Here is an 18,333-nt window from a genome sequence, read left to right on the forward strand (position 1 = left end):
AGCGTTAATCATTTAGAGAGTATAGATCAGTGTTAAGTACAAATAACATCACCATGCAATTTGGTAGTAAACCGCTATTTGAAAATATTTCGGTTAAATTTGGGAACGGCAATCGTTATGGGCTTATTGGCGCCAATGGTAGCGGTAAGTCAACGTTTATGAAAATCATTGGTGGCGATTTGGTGCCAACTTCGGGTAATGTGGCGTTAGATCCTCATGAAAGATTAGGTAAATTACGTCAAGATCAGTTCGCTTTTGAATCCTTTACCGTGTTAGATACGGTGATTATGGGGCATACTGAGTTGTGGGAAATCAAGCAAGAACGTGATCGGATCTATTCTTTACCGGAAATGAGTGAAGAAGATGGTTTTAAAGTGGCTGATTTAGAAACCCAATACGCCGAAATGGATGGTTATAGTGCCGAGTCTCGTGCTGGCGAACTATTGCTAGGGGTCGGCATTCCCATTGAACAGCATTATGGTCTAATGAGTGAAATTGCCCCTGGTTGGAAGCTACGTGTGTTATTAGCCCAAGCGCTCTTTTCGAATCCCGATATTTTATTACTGGACGAGCCAACCAATAACTTAGATATTGATACCATCCGTTGGTTAGAAGATACACTTAATGAGCGTGAAAGTACCATGATTATTATTTCGCATGATCGCCATTTTTTAAATATGGTTTGTACCCATATGGCAGATCTTGATTATGGTGAATTGCGTATTTATCCGGGTAATTACGATGATTATATGACGGCATCAACACAAGCCCGAGAGCGTTTATTAGCAGATAACGCTAAGAAGAAAGCGCAAATCAGTGAACTGCAATCTTTTGTTAGTCGTTTTAGTGCCAATGCATCGAAATCTAAACAAGCGACATCTCGAGCCAGACAAATTGAGAAAATTAAACTGGAGGAAGTGAAAGCATCTAGCCGTCAAAATCCATTTATACGCTTTGAGCAAGATAAAAAATTGTTCCGTAATGCCTTAGTCGTTGAGAATTTGACCAAAGGCTTTGATAATGGTCCTTTGTTTAATAATCTTAATTTAATGGTTGAAGTCGGCGAGAAGGTCGCCATTTTAGGTACCAATGGGATTGGTAAAACCACTTTAATTAAAACCTTAATGGGAGAACTAACCCCTGAGCAAGGCGAGATTAAATGGTCAGAAAATGCCAATATCGGTTATTATGCTCAAGATCATGAATACGAATTTGATGAAGAATTAACCGTGTTCGACTGGATGAGCCAATGGAAGCAACCTACTGATGATGAACAAGCTGTACGAAGTGTTTTAGGTCGCTTATTATTTTCGCAAGATGATATTAAGAAGAAAGTTAAAGTGCTGTCGGGTGGTGAAAAAGGACGGATGCTATTTGGTAAATTGATGATGCAAAAACCCAATATCATTGTCATGGACGAACCAACTAACCATTTAGATATGGAATCGATCGAGTCGCTCAATATGGCGTTAGAACTTTATCAAGGTACCCTATTCTTTGTTTCGCATGACCGTGAGTTTGTCAGTTCGCTAGCGACTCGTATTGTTGAAATTACGCCAGAAAAAGTGATCGATTATACCGGTAATTATGAAGATTATTTACGTAGTCAAGGAATCGAATAATTAGTTAAATGAATTACAAACAAATAGCCACAATTGTGGCTATTGAATAATTAAGCTAACTTAATCAAATATGGTTTAAAATCGATTAGAAATCTAATTCATCCCACCAAATATCAATTAACGGACTGACTTTGATATTTTTTAAACCATGACTTTCCAGCCATTTTGTGACAATGTCACGATTCGCTTCGGTACAATTGCCTAGTTTTTGAGTACAGACAATTCCTTTCCAATTTAGATACCCACTTCCTTCATATGCTAAACCATTTGGTTGGATAGCTTCGAGAATGAATTGATCAACAATGTTATCTAAGGTTTCTTCACTTGTCCCTTCATCAAAAGACCAACTGACAGTAAAACCTAACTCTTTAAACTCTTCAATATGTAATTTTTTACGTAAACGTCGACTGCGATTTACCATGATAATATCCTTCTATTTTAATGAGTATGACTTTGTTTATTATTTGTGTTAGCGTGTTTTTTTGTTCGGTTAACACCACCACGCTTATTGGGTTGATTAGACCGATTTTGCGTGTTGTGATTGTTTTTCGATAGCCGTTTTTTAGGTGAAGATTTTGTTTTCGGCTCAGCTTTAATGGTTGGGTCAACGGCAAAACCATCGGTATGGATTTCGGGTATTGGTTTTTTGATCAACTTTTCAATGGCTTTTAATTGTGGCAGTTCGTCAATACAGACTAATGAAATCGCCTGCCCTTGATTTTGCGCTCGCCCTGTTCGACCAATTCGATGCACGTAATCTTCAGCAACCTGCGGTAAGTCATAATTAACCACATAAGGCAATAGTTCAATATCCAATCCTCTGGCTGCAATGTCGGTGGCGACTAGTGCCCGAATTTGTCCGGTTTTAAAATCGGCTAAGGCTTTGGTGCGGGCGCCTTGGCTTTTGTTACCATGAATAGCTGAAGCTTTAATTCCGTCTTTAGTGAGTTGCTCGGCTAAATGGTTAGCGCCGTACTTAGTGCGAGTAAAAATTAATACTTGTTGCCACTGATTTTTACCAATTAAGTACGATAGTAATTCCCGTTTACGACGTTTATCTACTCGATGAACATATTGGGTAATTTGTGTTGATGTACTGTTGGTTCTGGCGACAGCAACCGTTTCAGGGGAATGTAAAATCGTTTCCGCTAGTGTTTTTATCTCATCTGAAAACGTTGCTGAAAACATTAAATTTTGACGTTTTTTAGGTAATTTTGCAATCACTCGCCGTATATCATGAATAAAACCCATATCTAACATGCGATCGGCTTCGTCTAAAACCAGCACTTTAACCGTTGCAAGATCAACAGCATTTTGGTGGACTAAATCGAGTAACCGTCCGGGTGTTGCAATCAGAATATCCACACCACCACGCAACTTCATCATTTGGGGATTAATGCTTACGCCACCAAAAACAACTAATGAACGAATTGCTAAATGACGGCTGTAATCACGAATGTTTTCACCAATTTGCGCAGCAAGTTCACGAGTTGGCGCTAAAATTAACGCATAAAGGGGGCGTTTCTTCTTTTTTGTTTCAGGGCGATTCGCTGTTTTGGCTTGTAGTTCAATGAGTTTTTGCAAAATTGGCAAACCAAACCCTGCCGTTTTACCGGTGCCCGTTTGTGCACTTGCCATGAGGTCTTTTCCCGATAAGATCACCGGAATGGCTTGCTGTTGAATGGGGGTGGGCTGAGTGTAATGTTGTTCTTGTAGTGCTTTTAAAATCTTGGCATCTAAACCAAGAGAGTCAAATGACATGAAATGTTTCCTAAATAAACAAAAATTAAATTTTCGTTAGTTATTATAAAGCAATTCTATTACTTTTGTTTGATTATTTATTATCCCTGTTAATTAGATTGCGATGAAATCGTTCTATTAAGATTTGTTTTAACAAAATTTCGTAAGTTTTTTGCTAAAAAATAGACTAGATGATATTTATTATCATTTGCATCTGTGCTACTATTCTTGCGCTAAAAATCATTGTATTTACAACATTTTTGATACTAGTTGCATCAATGATTATTTTTTAAAAACTTTTGCATAACGGATTGCCCATGATAGTACATTTCAACCGCACCAAAAAATGGTTAATGGTTTTCGCATTAGCCTCAGCTAGCCTTAATTGTTTCGCTAAAGATGATATCACTTTTGCTAATTTTCGCGATATTCGTGATCTAAACCCTCACCTCTATTCTGGCGAGATGTGGGCTCAAAATATGCTGTATGAGTCATTAGTCCATTATAACGAAGATGGCTCTTTTTCACCTTGGCTTGCGGAAAGCTGGACAATCAGTAATGAAGGAAAAACCTATACGTTCAAACTTCGACAAGATGTGACATTTAGCGACGGTACTAAATTCGATGCGCATAGCGCTAAATTAAATTGGGATGCCGTACTTTCAAATAAAGATCGTCATACTTGGCTTGAAATGGTGCGTTTAATTACCGATATTAAAGCGCTTGATGATTATACCCTACAAGTCAATCTGTCTGAACCTTACTATCCATTTTTGATTGAGATTGCCGTCACCCGCCCTATGCGTTTTATATCGCCTAATGCCATGAAAAATGGTGAAACCAAAAATGGCGTTAATTCTTATATTGGTACGGGGCCTTATGTGTTAAGTGATCATAAAAAAGATCAGTATGCCATTTTTACAGCCAATCCCAATTATTGGGGAAATAAACCACAACTCAAAACCGTTACAATGAAGGTGATTGCGGATAATCAAAGCCGTTTGATGGCACTTGAAAAAGGTGAAATCGATCTGATTTATGGCAAAAATATGGTGGATGCCGATTCTTTCGAGCGTTTTTCGAAAATGGATAAGTTTCAGACATTGATGTCTAAACCTGTTTCAAGCCGTATCGTGTTGATGAATACGACTCGCCCTGCATTGAGTGATGTTAATGTGCGTCAGGCTATTGAACATATTATTAATAAAAATGATATTTCAGAAGGAATTTTTAATCACAGTGAAGCACCGGCTGATACTCTAATGGCGACCAATATCCCTTATGCCAATATTGGATTAAAACCTTATCAATACGATACTAAATTAGCACAACAACTTTTGGATAAAGCAGGTTGGACAAAAGCAAACGGTCAACAATACCGCCAAAAAGACGGCAAACCGTTCGAAATCACACTGTATTATGATAGTAATACTGCTTCACAAAAAACCATCGCCCAATATATGCAAGATGAATTTGAACAAGTTGGATTAAAACTTAATATTCACGGTGAAGAAGAACAAGGCTATCGGGACCGCCAAAAAGCGGGTGATTTTGATATGGTATTCGATATTTCTTGGGGTACGCCTTATGATCCGCAATCCTTTTTATCCGGTATGAAATTACCAGTATATGGGGATTATATGGCACAACAAGGCTTAAAAGAAAAGCCTCAAATTGATGCCAGCATTAGCAAAGCATTGATTTCAACAGACGAGCAAGAACGCCAAGCCCTATATCGTTATGTGCTTGAAACATTGCATAAACAAGCGGTCTATATTCCTTTAACTTATGAACGCAATCGAGCTATTGCTATTAAATCTCTTAAAGGCATTGAGTTTGCTCCATCACAATTTGATATTCCTTTTGAGAAAATGCACTATTAATTGCGTTATAGTTAGTTAGTCATAATGTTACATTATATTTTTAAACGTTTATTGATGATGATACCGATTTTGATCGGTATCTCGTTCATTGCCTTTTTGCTGATCAACCTTGCCCCTTCTGATCCTGCTGAAGTTGCTTTACGCTTAAATGAGATTATGCCAACGCCTGTAGCCATCGAAAGTATGCGCCAAGAGTTGGGATTAAATGAGCCCTTTTGGTCTCGATATTTTAGTTGGTTATATCATGCTTTTCATCTGGATTTTGGACGTTCATTCGTTCATCGGGATCGATTAGTTTGGGATGAAATGATTCGTTGTTTAACCCCAACTTTACTTTTGGCAGTGTCATCATTTGTTCTTACTTTATTCGTTAGCTTAGTGCTAGGCGTGTTATGTGCTATTTTTGCTAACTCAGTCTTCGATCATGTTGTTCGAATCCTCATTTTTATTGGTACCGCCATGCCTAGTTATTGGCTTGGTTTGCTGTGTATTTGGTTTTTTGCTAATTATTTAGATCTGTTACCAACAAATGGTTATGGCACATGGCAAAATCTTATTTTACCGACAATAACTTTATCTTTTGTTTATATTGCTACTTATATTCGCTTTATTCGTAATAATATGCTGGAAAATATGCAGAATTACTTTGTATTTTATGCACGTAGTCGAGGATTAAAGGAACGAGCGATAATTTTAAAACATGTCTTAGTTAATTCATTACATACCACCATAACCGCACTGGGCATGACAATTCCACAATTGATTGCCGGTTCGTTTGTTGTGGAATATATCTTTTCATGGCCGGGACTTGGGCGCTTATGTATAGCCGCTATCATGAATCGAGACTATCCTGTTATTCAAGCTTATATTTTAGTTATGGCGATTTTATTTGTCGTATGTAATTTTATTGTTGATGTGGTGCATCAATGGTTGGATCCTCGATTACAAAATAGTGGGGATTTAGCATGAGTTTAGCAAGACAGTTGATGAAAAATAAAATGGCATTATGCTGTTTGATGATCATCTCCATCATCATTCTTTTGGGTATTTTTGCGCCCTATATTGCCCCATTTGATCCAAATAAAGTTCGTATTGTCCGCAAATATGCCAGTATCTCAACTGAACATTGGCTAGGCTGTGATCATTTAGGTCGAGATATCTTTTCTCGTTTACTTTATGGAATCCGTTCGACTCTCTTTTTATCCTTACTAACCATGACAATTACCATTATCGTCGGTTCAATCATCGGGCTAATTTCAGGTTACCAACGAGGCAAACTTGATGAAGTTATTATGCGCCTTTGCGATATTATGCTCTCCTTCCCTAGTCAAGTCATGATTTTAGCGATTGTCGGAGTGCTAGGTGTGGGGATTGAAAACGTGATTATTGCTAATATCGTGGTGAAATGGGCATGGTATAGCCGAATGATCCGCAGTTCAGTGATTAAATATAGTCGAAAAAATTATATTTTATTTTCACGTGCCATTGGTGCACCACACAGCTTTATTATTCGCCGTCATTTGTTACCCAATATTATGTCGGAATTAGTGGTGTTAGCCACGCTCGATACAGGCTGGGTCATTTTGAATATTTCGGCGCTCTCTTTTATTGGATTGGGCGTGCAAGCACCGACTGCCGAATGGGGATTAATGCTTAGTGAAGCCAAAAATGTAATGATTCAACATCCAATGCAAATGGTCTATCCGGGGATAGCTATTTTAGTCGTCGTGGCGGCTTTTAATCTATTAGGTGACTGTTTGCGAGATATTTTAGATCCGAAGGAAAAAACACATGTGTAACCCCCTGTTAGAGGTTAAAAATCTCACGGTTAACCTTGATAATGGTCAAACGTTATTGGATAACATTTCGTTTAATGTTGAACATCACCAATGCGTAGGCATTGTCGGCGAAAGTGGTAGTGGTAAAAGTTTAACCAGTAAAGCGATCATGGGGTTATTAGAACCCTATTTTAAAGTCGAAGGTCAAATCCTTTTTAATCCTAGACAACCTCAGTTAAATCGACAAGTGAAAGGCGATCTTTTAACCCAATCAACTGACACACTGCGTCAGATTCGGGGTAACACTATCGCGATCATTTTACAGCATCCAATGAGTGCTTTCGATCCGCTTTATCGTATCGGCAAACAAGTCATCGAAACATTACAAGCACACCTTCCCTTAAGCAAAAAAGAGGCCGTTGCCAAAACACTAACCATGATTAAAGAAATCGGTTTAAATGATCCCAAACAGATTTATAATAAGTATCCTCATCAATTGAGTGGTGGAATGTTACAAAGAATCATGATCGGTATTGCATTAATGCTAAAACCCGAATTGATCATTGCTGATGAACCGACAACCGCTTTAGATTCGATTAGTCAGTTCCATATTTTGAAAATGTTTGAACAAATCAAGCAGCAATCAACTACCGCCATGATTTTTATTTCACACGATTTAGGCGTGATTCATCATATTGCCGATCATATTGTTGTCATGCAACAAGGTAAAATTGTTGAACAAGGCTGTCGAGATCAAATCTTTTACCATGCTGAAAATGATTACACCCGTTATCTAATCAGCGCGCGCAAACAGTTATTAGCTAAATTTGATTCGGTGGTTTATCCTAAAATGTTTATTCCGACATTGGAGAGTGCTTAAATGTCTGCATTATTGCAAGTTGAACAGGTAAGCAAATCCTTTTTACAACCTCATCAAGGTCTGTTTAGTCGCAAGAAGAACAAGGTCATTAAGGATGTTTCTTTCTCGTTAAAACAGGGCGAATGTCTGGGTATTATTGGTGAAAGTGGCAGTGGCAAAAGCACACTTGGAAAGCTTATTTTAGGTTTAGAAAAACCCGATACGGGTAAGATCCTATTTAACGGGCAAGATATTGCGAAACGAGCATGGAAATGCTCATCACAGCGACGTAATATTAGCGCTGTATTTCAAGATTATAATGCCTCGGTAAATCCTTATTTTACGGCTGCTAATATTATTGCTGAACCTCTTGATATTTACGAAAAGTTATCATCGACAGCACGAAAAAAACGAATAGATCAATTATTGGAACAAGTTGGATTAGATCATTCATTCTGTCAGCGGTTTGCTCATGAAATGAGTGGCGGTCAATTGCAACGAATTTGCATAGCCAGAGCGATCGCCTGTCATCCGCAATTTATTTTGTTTGATGAAGCAGTCAGTTCGTTAGATATTTCTGTTCAAACGCAGATTTTATCGTTATTGGCTGATTTACAAAAACAGTTAAATTTAACCAGTATTTTTATTACTCATGATTTAACCACGATTACGTATTTGTGTAATCGAGTGATGTTTTTTTATCAAGGAAGAATTGTAGAACAGGTTGACGATATTGCCCAATTGAGTAATGTCCGTCATGATTATTCCAAACAGCTTCTTGACTCTATATTAGGTTTTTAATCTATGACAACACAATCCACCGTTAATAAACGTTATCGTTTTAACGATTATTTAGCATTGGTTATCCCTTTTATTATTTCAACTATCACAACCCCATTATTGGGCGTGGTTGATACTGCATTGGTCGGTCATCTACCCAATCCTGCTTTTATTGCAGGCATTGCCGTTGGTGCGGTGATCTTTAATACCATCTATTGGTTATTTGGTTTTTTACGTGTCAGTACCACCGGATTTGCGGCACAAGCATTAGATGATCCACTATTACTGCGTTCTTCGTTAATTCGCCCACTGTTTATTGCGATTGTTTTAGGCATTTTATTTATTGTTTTTCAGCAATTTATTTTTGGTGCTTCAATGCAAATCATCAAGCCGAATCAAGAAGTTAGGCATTATGCAGATATCTATTTTTCGATATTAATTTGGGGCGCCCCGTTTGTACTGATTAACTATGTGCTGGTTGGTTGGTTAATGGGGATGTCCAAAATAAAAGCCGTGCTGTTTTTGCAAGTGTTGATTAATTTACTCAATATTATTATGGCGGTCATTTTTGTTTGGGGCTTTCATTGGGATATTCAAGGCGTGGCATTTGCAACACTCAGTGCGCAAGTGATTTGTACGTTGTTAGGGATCGGGTTTATTGGTCGCTATTTACCACAATCACAACAAAAAACGGATTTGAAATCGATCCTTTCTTGGCAGTCATTAAAAGGGGTAATTTTAGTTAATACTAATTTAATGATTCGAACTATTTGCCTGCTAGTTGTAACGAATCATTTTATTTCGATTGGTTCAAGTTTTAGTACTGAAGTATTGGCGGCTAATGCGGTACTGTTTCAAATCCATTACTTAATGGCGTATTTATTTGATGGTTTTGCTAATGCGTCAAGTGTCTTTAGTGGTAAAGCTAAAGGCACCCAAAATATGGCGTTATACCAACAAACCTTGCGTTGGTCACTACAAGCGTGTGTGATTTGTCCGGTGATATTAATTGCAATCTGGTTTGCTTTTGACACCACGATAATCCGATTATTAACCAATCAAAATAACATCATTAATCTTTGTCTACAATACCATTATTGGTTAGTTATTTTTCCGGTTGTGGTTGCTGGTGGATTGATCTATTACGGGGTGTTTTCAGGCATCAGTTATACATCTTCTATTCGTGATTCTATGATCCTTGCCCTTTTACTTTGGTTAATCGCTCAATCTATTTTTGTACCAATATGGGGCAATAACGGTTTGTGGTTTTCCTATATTTTATTTAGTTTAGGACGCACACTCTTTTTAGTGATTTGGATTAATCGATCGAAACAATATCTTATGCGTTGATTTAACTAAACCAGCAGTAAATAGATTTCATTCTATTTACTGTTCGATCTAGAATTTTGTAAATTGTTTTACTTTTTGCAATCAAATTTCTATTTCAATTCAACTCTTATATAATCATCTGTAATGTGAGTCAAAACAGGAATTAAATTCGATGAATAAAGGAAATAAAACCGTTATTGTGACTGGTGCTTCAAGTGGAATTGGTTTTGCGATAGCGAAAGCCTATCTTGAGCGAGGTTTCAATGTCGTTGCCAATGGTCGAGATAAAGCTCGTTTAGAACAAGCAGCGATTAAATTAGGCGAACCTGATAATTTATTACTTGTAGCTGGGGACATTGCAAAGCCGCAAACGGCAGAATTGCTTTTTTCACACGCTATTGCAAGATTTGGTAAAGTCGATATTTTAGTGAATAATGCAGGCATATTTATATCTAAACCCGCCGTTGAGTATACACAAGATGATCTAAACACCCTAATTGATACCAACCTTAAAGGATTTTTCTACCCTGCTCAGACAGCAGCTAAACATATGATAGCCAATCAGTCAGGGCATATCATTAATATTACTGCTGCCATTGCTATGCAACCTAATTTGACTGTACCGGCTTTGTTACCGATTATGATCAAAGGCGGTATTAATAGTGCCATTAAAGGTTTAGCATTAGAATTAGCATCAAGCCATGTTATGGTTAACGGTATTGCACCTGGCATTATTGAGACCCCAATGCATCCTACCGATCCCCAAGTTCAAGCAGTATTAAAATCTATGGCTCCTGTCAATCGGATTGGACAGGTTCAAGATATTATCAATGCCGTCATGTATTTAACGGATTCTAATTTTGTTACCGGTACAATTATGGTCGTTGACGGTGGCTCAACGGCAGGTAAATGGTAGATAGATTCAGCACTGATGACTTATTCAAACTGCCAGTAAACTGGCAGTATTCACATTTAAATGAAGTTTAGAATCGGTATGAAACACTCGCTTTAAAGTTTCGGGCGAGTCCATAGGTGTTTTCGCCTAAATAAAGTCGATAATCTTTATTAAATAGATTATCAATGGTTAGCTTAATTTCGGCTTTAGGCAGAAAAGTCGGTTGCCAACTCGCAAAAAGATTATGTATTGAATACCCCGACGATCGCCCTAATCCATAAGCGCCCAGATCTTTTATACCATCATGGTTTCTGTCTTCTAGTCCTGTGCGATCTTGTTTTCGTACAAATTGGGCATTCCACCCTGCTCTCACATTCCAGTCCGGAATTTTAAACCCCGTTGTTAATGTTGCGGTGCGTGGTGCAATCGTTGCGACATAGGTCTTATGATGCATCCATGGTGCTTGTGGTGCTGTATCTCGTTCCCCTTTTTGGATTGAGTAGGTCGCACTTGCAAACCAATATTTACTGTCATAAAACGTTTCAAGTTCAAAACCTTTGACAATCATTTTACCCGGAATATTACGATAATTTGCCTGCCCAAGCGGACACGCTTTGCCTGGACCGCATATTGATCCATTGAATCCTCGAGTAACAAAAATCTCATCGGTGACACGCTGTCTAAATAACGTGCTACGAACTTGTAACTTATCATTTTCAAGTATTAAATTATTAAAATCGAGAATATTCCCAATTCGAATTGATAAATTCCGCTCTTTTTTCAAATGACGGCTGGTTGCCGAAATTTTACCGCTTCCTCCATTTTTAGGAGTAAACTGGACTTCATAGCTTTCATCAATAGTTGGCGCTTGCCATGCATAACTGATATCCCCAAAAAATCCGACATTTTGGGTGGTTTGCCAATAGGATCCAAAACGTGGTGTCCAACCTGAATAGGTCACGGGTGAATAGTCATGACCATAACGAGGATCGGGATCGTTATACGCTGAAGCATAATTCTTTTTACCGTGATTTCGGACATAATCATATCGAAGGCTGGGTGATAAGACAAAATCACTAATCGAAAGTTCATCTTGAATATAAAAACTATAAGTTTGCTGTTTACCAGAAGGCATGTAAGCCGGTTGGAAATAACCATTGTTATAATTTGGCTTTTTAGCATAGTTTTTGTAATACATTAACGTATCACGATCATGTAGATGTGCTTGTAATCCAATTTTTAATGCATTATCGATAGCGCCGGTGTTAAAAATACTGACATTTTCAAGCTCGATAGTTTTATCGGTATAGCTAACCCAACTTTCGTTACCCATTGTCCCTAATGAAGCCACCGGATTGTATTTATTAGGACGAGTATCATGTTGTTTGGTTTTGGAATAAGTGGTGTGTAACGTCAAATTAATTAATGGATTATAAGTTGGCTGATAATTCCATTTAAATTGGGCGGATTCATCTTGTTGATCACGTTTTACCAATTTTCTTAACCATGCTGCTTTATATCCATATTTATTAATTTGTGCAGCGGTTGGGGGGGTCATTTTTTCGACATATTTGGCTGCCCAAGGTTGCCATGAATCCCGTTTTGAACGTATACCTGATAGAGTGAAAGTGTGTTCTTCATTGGGTCTAAAATTGAGTTTCGCCATGTAGGAATCCATGTCATCTTCTGAAAACTCAAATCTCGAGCCATCGGGGCGTTTAAAATTACCGCTGTCTCGGTTGGTGTAATAAATAAGACCATCAAACATGTCATCTTGTGTTCGACCATAAACTGCACCAGTCACCATATTCTGATGATTGTTTGAATGAAAACTGTATTTGATTAATGCGCCAAGGTATTGATTGGGGTCAAGCAGATCAATCGCATCTTTAGTCTCCATTTTTATCACGCCACCAAAGCCGCCATTTCCAAACTTCACATCGTGTGGACCTTTGTTAACTTCAACTTGTTTAAGAAGTTCTGGTTCAACAAAAATCGATCCTTGTTGATATTTTTGGAATCCTTTTTGTGCACCATCTACAATAATTTTGACATCTTCAACTTTACCAAAACCCCATATATTTAAGGTTTGCCCCCCTGGCCTAACTGAACCAGCAGCACTCACACCGGGTAAAGTATTGAGCAATTCGGCAACATTATCGGATTGTTTTTGTTCTATTAGCCCTGATGAAAGTGTTGATCGTCCCGCAATAACACTATTTATTTTTTTTAATTCATCTTGCGTTGATGAGCCGGCAATGACAGTAATCACATCGTCTATATCGTCACGATTAACCATATTGTTCTTCGTTAATGGTTTATTCGGTTCATCAATATTTTGCTTTGTATCTTTATCTTCAAGCACAGACTCAGCTTGTGAAGAAAAACTCATAAAGAGTAATAAGATACTTACCTTTTTATAACTCATGTTTCATTCCTTCATAAAAAACAATTAAATCATTTAACACATCTCTAAATTTAACCTTACAAATAATAATGATAATCATTATCAAATACAAGTTTGGTAAGTATATTGGGTTTGTCAAAAAATAGACAGAAAAATATGTATAAATTTTGGTTGAAAACGTTAACAAAATTATTTTTATTTAACGGTTAAAACAACCTAGTGTTTTCATGTTTATTATCAGAATAAAGCAACGAAATGGAGAGTGATGTTAAAAACGTCGTATCGATTTGATGTTAATTTTCAGGTTCCCTATCAGATAAACAGGAAACCTGAATGAAAAAATTATATCAGTTCAAAATGAGCTTTTTTACTATTGTAAATAGTTTCATTAGATTATTTTTGTTCCATACGTTTTAAGCCCGTTTTAAACTTTGACATTTCAACCGACTATGTTGAGCCTAATTTTATGCCTTGTATTTGTAGACAAGGCATATTGTAATTATTGTGGAATTAGCGACATGACAACTGTTTCGAAAGGCTCAAGAGTGATTAATGCCGTTTTATCCACACTCGTTGGTTTTTGCGCATAAGATTCACTGTGATAATCAATGTTGATTTTAAAATGTGAACTTGCCTTTGCCGGCAACTCTAAATCATTTTGTAAATCCAGATAATAAATTTGCGGTTTATCTGACGGATTGCGTAAAGTAATAATGGATTTATCTTGCGTCCATCCCGCCCAACCATATACCCCTAATTTTGTGGGATCTTTACCAATCCAATGGGTATCGAATAATACGGTTTGGTTATCTCTTGCCCAATTAGCAGCCGATGCTAACGTATCCCAATTGTTTATTGTCATCAGTTCAGGAGTAATGTACATTTCTTGTAATTGCGTTCCTGTTGCAAAGTAACTCCAAACTTGATCAGCAAAGTCATTTTCGGTTTCTTGTTGCAAATGTTTTGCTTGTTTAGCATATACAATACCATGCAGCATAAGTGAATTTAATGGAAACAAGGGACCTTTTAAAACAATAGAACGATACGTTTCCGCATCACGATAAGTTAACCACTGTTGAACTTTACTACCGGGTCCATAATAATTGACATCATCGCCACCTCGCCAGATAGAGTCGGCATAAAATAACCAAGACGGCGTCGCTTGTGTACCGGTTGTTAGATTAATATATAAATGATCATTAGCTTTACGCATATCTTGGATTAAATGAATCGCAGCATCAAAATCACTGGTAAATTGGCTGCCGGCGATCACTTTATCTGCATTACCTGTTCCATCGAGTTTGAACATGGTAATGTTCTGATTTTGGATTAATTCTAAAATTCGTTTATGAAAATTAGCATAGTATTTAGGGCCTGATAAGGCGAGTTTGCCATCCATGGTTTCATAACCCAGTTTTAATGCATTGGTAACACGAGTATCACGTGGTTTATTGTATCCACCCCAAGGTGACAACCAAATACCCAGCGCGGCGTGATATTTTTCTGATGCGGTTTTTAATTTTTTAAATTCACTCGGAAAATTATCACCAAATCCCCAGTTACCCGTTAAATTATCCCAACCATCATCAAACAGATAACCATCTAGGGTAACATGACGTTTTTCAACTAATTCTTGACCATATTGTTCGATTCGTAACAGTGCTTCCTTTTCAGTATAGGGATTAAAAAATCCGATATCTAGCCAAGAATTATAATGTAAGTACGGGCTATATGGTCGCTGGCGAACTTGATTAAGAAATTCATTTACATGGCGTCTTAATTGCCCTTTTTCATAAGTGCCAATATAGGTTTTGTAACTCAAGGTATGATTGACTTGTAACGGGATAGCTTGCGGAATTTTTTGCAACACACCACCTTCATAGGCAACGGTATTGGTTAATGGATTTTCGGGAATGATAAAAAAGGTATCACTAATAATCGGCGAACTGACAACGGAGCCGTAAACAAATGGCGCTTGAGAATGAAACGGCATTATAGAAACGTCTGACATTGAAAGTGCCTGTTTTTTAGGGGTGATTTGCAGTTCATAACTGGCAAAATGTTTATCATCATTGAGAATCAATAGGGTTTGAATCTCAATATCATGACCACTGAAATTTAAATAAATTTGATTGTCTTTTTGTTGTAAATTATCTAAGTGGAAATCTTTATCGGTCAATTTTTGCCCCGAATTTAGCGTAATCTCAAATAGCGTATTAACAGTGATTGAATCATTAGTTACGGGATTAGTAATATTAAACGATGTGACGTTTTGTTGATTGCCACTATCAGATAGCGTGATTTGGGTATGCTGCCCTGTTAATTGATATTCTTTAGCCCACACCGCATCAACAGACAAACCCAATGCGCTGAGTAACCCAATTGTGATCCAATTTTTGACATACGTTTTCATTACGACCTCCTGATTGATAAAAATTCGACAAAAGAATTGACCGAAACATGAATATCAGTATAGGTATTTGAGTGATGATAAATTGTGATCTTGATTGCAGATTACAGGTGGATTGAAATTGTTAAAAAAAGCTTTTATTTGTCTCAAAATGAAAAGCTAATTTGGCTTCATGTTGAAATACAATGCTATTTTTTCCCTAAAATAGGGATAAGATTGTTTGTACCGAGTTCAACAATGAAAGATCGTTGATAATTAGATAGCGAATTTGCTTTTATTATCTGATGTGACAAAGATCGCATTTTTGATAAATGCTTGCCAATTTGAATGCGTAGTTCAACAAAAATTCAGTTGTTGTCAATGCTATAATGATTTTAAGTGATAAATTTAAGCAAAATAGTGATATGGATAATAAATCCAAGGTATTTTCCATTTAGATGCTGTCAAAAAATTAGCTATTTGAACTAAATAATTAATCAAATAATTTGAATTGAACCGAAATACAATGATAACTGTTTATATCCAATGGCATGAATATTACATTCTTTAAATTTGTTGATTTCTGATATGCTATCTGTTCGTTATTGCCTACTGAATAATGACACTATGCAACAAATCAAAGATAATTTAGAGAAAAATCAGATAGCTATTTATTTTTCTGTGGTGATGATAGCTATTGGTCTGGTATTTTGTTTAGACAACACCTCAATATTCGACATGTTTATCAATCCAGTATTAGCATTCATGTTGTTTGTCACTTTCTTACAAGTTCCTGTGACTGAGATTAAACAGTTTTGGTCTTACAAGCGATTTATGGTGGCATTACTTATAACAAATTTTGTTATTATACCTGTTGGGGTTGGATTATTAGCGCTATTTCTACCTTCCGCTCCTTTTATTAAACTGGGCGTATTACTTGTGTTACTTGCCCCTTGTATTGATTATGTTGTCACTTTTTCTCATCTTGGACGCGCAGATGCCCGTTTATTATTGATGGCAATACCTTTATTATTGTTGTTACAAATGTTTTTACTGCCTGTTTACTTAACTTTTATGATTAGTGAACAGGTCAACCAGCTCATTCACCTCCAACCCTTTATCCATGCTTTTATTTGGTTAATGGTCATTCCTTTCTGTTTAGCTACCTTAATGCAAGTCTGGGCTGTACGAAATCACACAGGCAAAAAAATGATACATGGGTTAAATATGTTACCCGTTCCAGCCACGGCATTAACGCTTTTTATCGTTATTTTGGCAGTTCTACCTCAGCTGAAGGGTAATTTATCAGTCGTAGTATCCGTTATTCCATTTTATATAATTTTTGCTATTGTCGCCCCTTTAGTTGGATGGTTTGTTGGTCGTTGTTTTCATGTTTCCGTCGCAGGAAGTCGAGCGATAGCTTTTAGTGCCGGTACTCGAAATGCGCTAGTCATTTTACCTTTAGCGTTAGCCATACCTAATGCAATACCCATTTTACCGTCAATCATCGTAACACAAACACTTATCGAATTAATCAGCGAGCTAGTTTATATTTATGTTATTGCTAAACTAAAATGAATGCTAAAAGACAATGGGCTATATGCCCATTTCCATTTTTTATTGCTCAATCAATTTTAATTTAGCGATCACTGGAATATGGTCGCTTACAAGTGGCCATTTGATACCATTCCACTCATTGCCATCATTGGGAATAATGAATTGCTCAACTTGCCATATTTGATTTCGACTTGTAAAAATATGATCTAAATCTAATCCAGGATTTCCTGCTGGCCAAGTGCGAGTATCGACATTTTCTTGTTTCACCAAAGTCCAGTATTTTTCAAGCTCTTTAATGACTCTATCATTTTTAACAGAATTAAAATCGCCTAACAATACCATAATTCCAGATACTAAATTAGGAAATTCATCATCTAAGTCCAGATCGTCAAAAACAATACTATTAATAAAACGTGCTTGTGACATTCTTACCTCATCTTCTTCATGCCAATCAAAATGAGTATTAAACACATAAATTGGCGAATCAAAGCCCGGCACATTAATTTGACTTAACATCAGGGATCTTTGTTCAAAATCACCAGAGGGTAACAAAAAAGTTTTACTTTTTACTATTGGATATTTAGACAATATGGCATTACCGTAATTACCGCCTTTCATGTCCGTTGCTTTGCCAAACAGATAGTACATGCCCGTTTTTTCTGCTATCACTTTTGCTTGATCTAAGCCATCACTACGTGTGGTATTTTGATCGACTTCTTCAAGAGTTATGATATCCGCATCCATTGCTTTAATCGCGTTAGCAACTAAATCTAAATTAACCTTATGCTTTCTAAGCCCGCCTGCAATGTTGAAATTTGCAATGGTAATTTCTGGTTGATCTTTATCGGTATACACTTTATTCGGCGAATGTTGATATTGTGATATCACTAAATCTTCTGTTGCCAATGCATATGAAAATAACGAAAACAACCCCACTATAATCAGTACTAAACAATTTTTCTTCATATCTTTATCCTACAACTTTTTTGATTTCATCAATTCGAGTTAGATTATTCGATGCTCTTTTTGATATTAATTGAATTTAAATGGACATGTTGCGATCACAATCACAACTTGATGATTATCATTGGAAA

Annotated in this window: 14 protein-coding genes; 9 read left to right on the forward strand and 5 right to left on the reverse strand. The window is 36.9% G+C overall.

Translation table 11 applies throughout. From position 1 onward, the window contains the following. The first annotated feature begins 29 nt into the window (after positions 1-29). Positions 30-1,622, forward strand: a complete 1,593-nt coding sequence (locus ACGH46_RS05335) for an ABC-F family ATPase (RefSeq protein ID WP_267359707.1) — start codon at positions 30-32, stop codon at positions 1,620-1,622. Positions 1,623-1,707: 85 nt separating this feature from the next. On the opposite strand, the gene ACGH46_RS05340 is transcribed toward ACGH46_RS05335, so the two are convergent. Further along, a complete protein-coding gene (locus tag ACGH46_RS05340; RefSeq protein WP_411604697.1) occupies positions 1,708-2,046 on the reverse strand; it encodes a YggL family protein in 339 nt (112 codons plus the stop codon). 14 nt (positions 2,047-2,060) lie between these two features. After that, a complete protein-coding gene (locus ACGH46_RS05345; RefSeq protein WP_411604579.1) occupies positions 2,061-3,383 on the reverse strand; it encodes a DEAD/DEAH box helicase in 1,323 nt (440 codons plus the stop codon). Between the two features lie 296 nt (positions 3,384-3,679). On the opposite strand from ACGH46_RS05345, the gene nikA reads away from it, so the two are divergent. The 7 genes from nikA to ACGH46_RS05380 all read left to right on the forward strand — a co-directional run bounded on the left by nikA (position 3,680) and on the right by ACGH46_RS05380 (position 10,907). Further along, positions 3,680-5,245 carry a nickel ABC transporter substrate-binding protein gene (gene nikA, locus ACGH46_RS05350; RefSeq protein WP_411604582.1) on the forward strand — a complete coding sequence of 522 codons (1,566 nt, stop codon included), beginning with the start codon at positions 3,680-3,682 and terminating at the stop codon, positions 5,243-5,245. A gap of 24 nt (positions 5,246-5,269) precedes the next feature. After that, a complete protein-coding gene (gene opp1B / locus ACGH46_RS05355; RefSeq protein WP_220217247.1) occupies positions 5,270-6,214 on the forward strand; it encodes a nickel/cobalt ABC transporter permease in 945 nt (314 codons plus the stop codon). Then, the gene (gene opp1C / locus ACGH46_RS05360) at positions 6,211-7,044 is read left to right on the forward strand and encodes a nickel/cobalt ABC transporter permease (RefSeq protein WP_294827410.1); all 834 of its coding nucleotides are present in this window, start codon (positions 6,211-6,213) and stop codon (positions 7,042-7,044) included. The genes opp1B and opp1C overlap by 4 nt, the downstream gene beginning before the upstream one ends. Then, positions 7,037-7,903, forward strand: a complete 867-nt coding sequence (locus ACGH46_RS05365) for an ABC transporter ATP-binding protein (RefSeq protein WP_411604585.1) — start codon at positions 7,037-7,039, stop codon at positions 7,901-7,903. The genes opp1C and ACGH46_RS05365 overlap by 8 nt, the downstream gene beginning before the upstream one ends. Then, a complete protein-coding gene (locus tag ACGH46_RS05370; protein ID WP_220217250.1) occupies positions 7,904-8,683 on the forward strand; it encodes an ABC transporter ATP-binding protein in 780 nt (259 codons plus the stop codon). It begins immediately after the preceding gene. Positions 8,684-8,686: 3 nt separating this feature from the next. Next, entirely contained in the window at positions 8,687-10,012 is a 1,326-nt protein-coding gene (locus ACGH46_RS05375) for an MATE family efflux transporter (protein ID WP_411604588.1), read from the forward strand. A 151-nt stretch (positions 10,013-10,163) separates the two neighbouring features. Then, positions 10,164-10,907, forward strand: a complete 744-nt coding sequence (locus tag ACGH46_RS05380) for an SDR family NAD(P)-dependent oxidoreductase (protein ID WP_220217252.1) — start codon at positions 10,164-10,166, stop codon at positions 10,905-10,907. Between the two features lie 67 nt (positions 10,908-10,974). Here the strand turns inward: ACGH46_RS05380 and ACGH46_RS05385 are convergent, their stop codons facing one another. Continuing rightward, positions 10,975-13,314: a TonB-dependent hemoglobin/transferrin/lactoferrin family receptor gene (locus ACGH46_RS05385; RefSeq protein WP_411604591.1), complete on the reverse strand. Its 2,340-nt coding sequence runs from the start codon at positions 13,312-13,314 to the stop codon at positions 10,975-10,977. Positions 13,315-13,792: 478 nt separating this feature from the next. Further along, positions 13,793-15,706: an enterotoxin gene (locus ACGH46_RS05390; protein ID WP_411604593.1), complete on the reverse strand. Its 1,914-nt coding sequence runs from the start codon at positions 15,704-15,706 to the stop codon at positions 13,793-13,795. Positions 15,707-16,309: 603 nt separating this feature from the next. Between ACGH46_RS05390 and ACGH46_RS05395 the strand changes: the two genes are divergently transcribed. Beyond that, the gene (locus tag ACGH46_RS05395) at positions 16,310-17,260 is read left to right on the forward strand and encodes an arsenic resistance protein (RefSeq protein WP_411604596.1); all 951 of its coding nucleotides are present in this window, start codon (positions 16,310-16,312) and stop codon (positions 17,258-17,260) included. A 39-nt stretch (positions 17,261-17,299) separates the two neighbouring features. Here ACGH46_RS05395 and ACGH46_RS05400 read toward each other — a convergent pair whose 3' ends face one another. Beyond that, positions 17,300-18,205: an endonuclease/exonuclease/phosphatase family protein gene (locus ACGH46_RS05400; RefSeq protein ID WP_411604599.1), complete on the reverse strand. Its 906-nt coding sequence runs from the start codon at positions 18,203-18,205 to the stop codon at positions 17,300-17,302. Positions 18,206-18,333 lie beyond the last annotated feature (128 nt).

The sequence above is a fragment of the Gilliamella sp. CG22 genome, from assembly GCF_046635725.1.
Lineage (GTDB): Bacteria > Pseudomonadota > Gammaproteobacteria > Enterobacterales > Orbaceae > Gilliamella > Gilliamella apicola_I.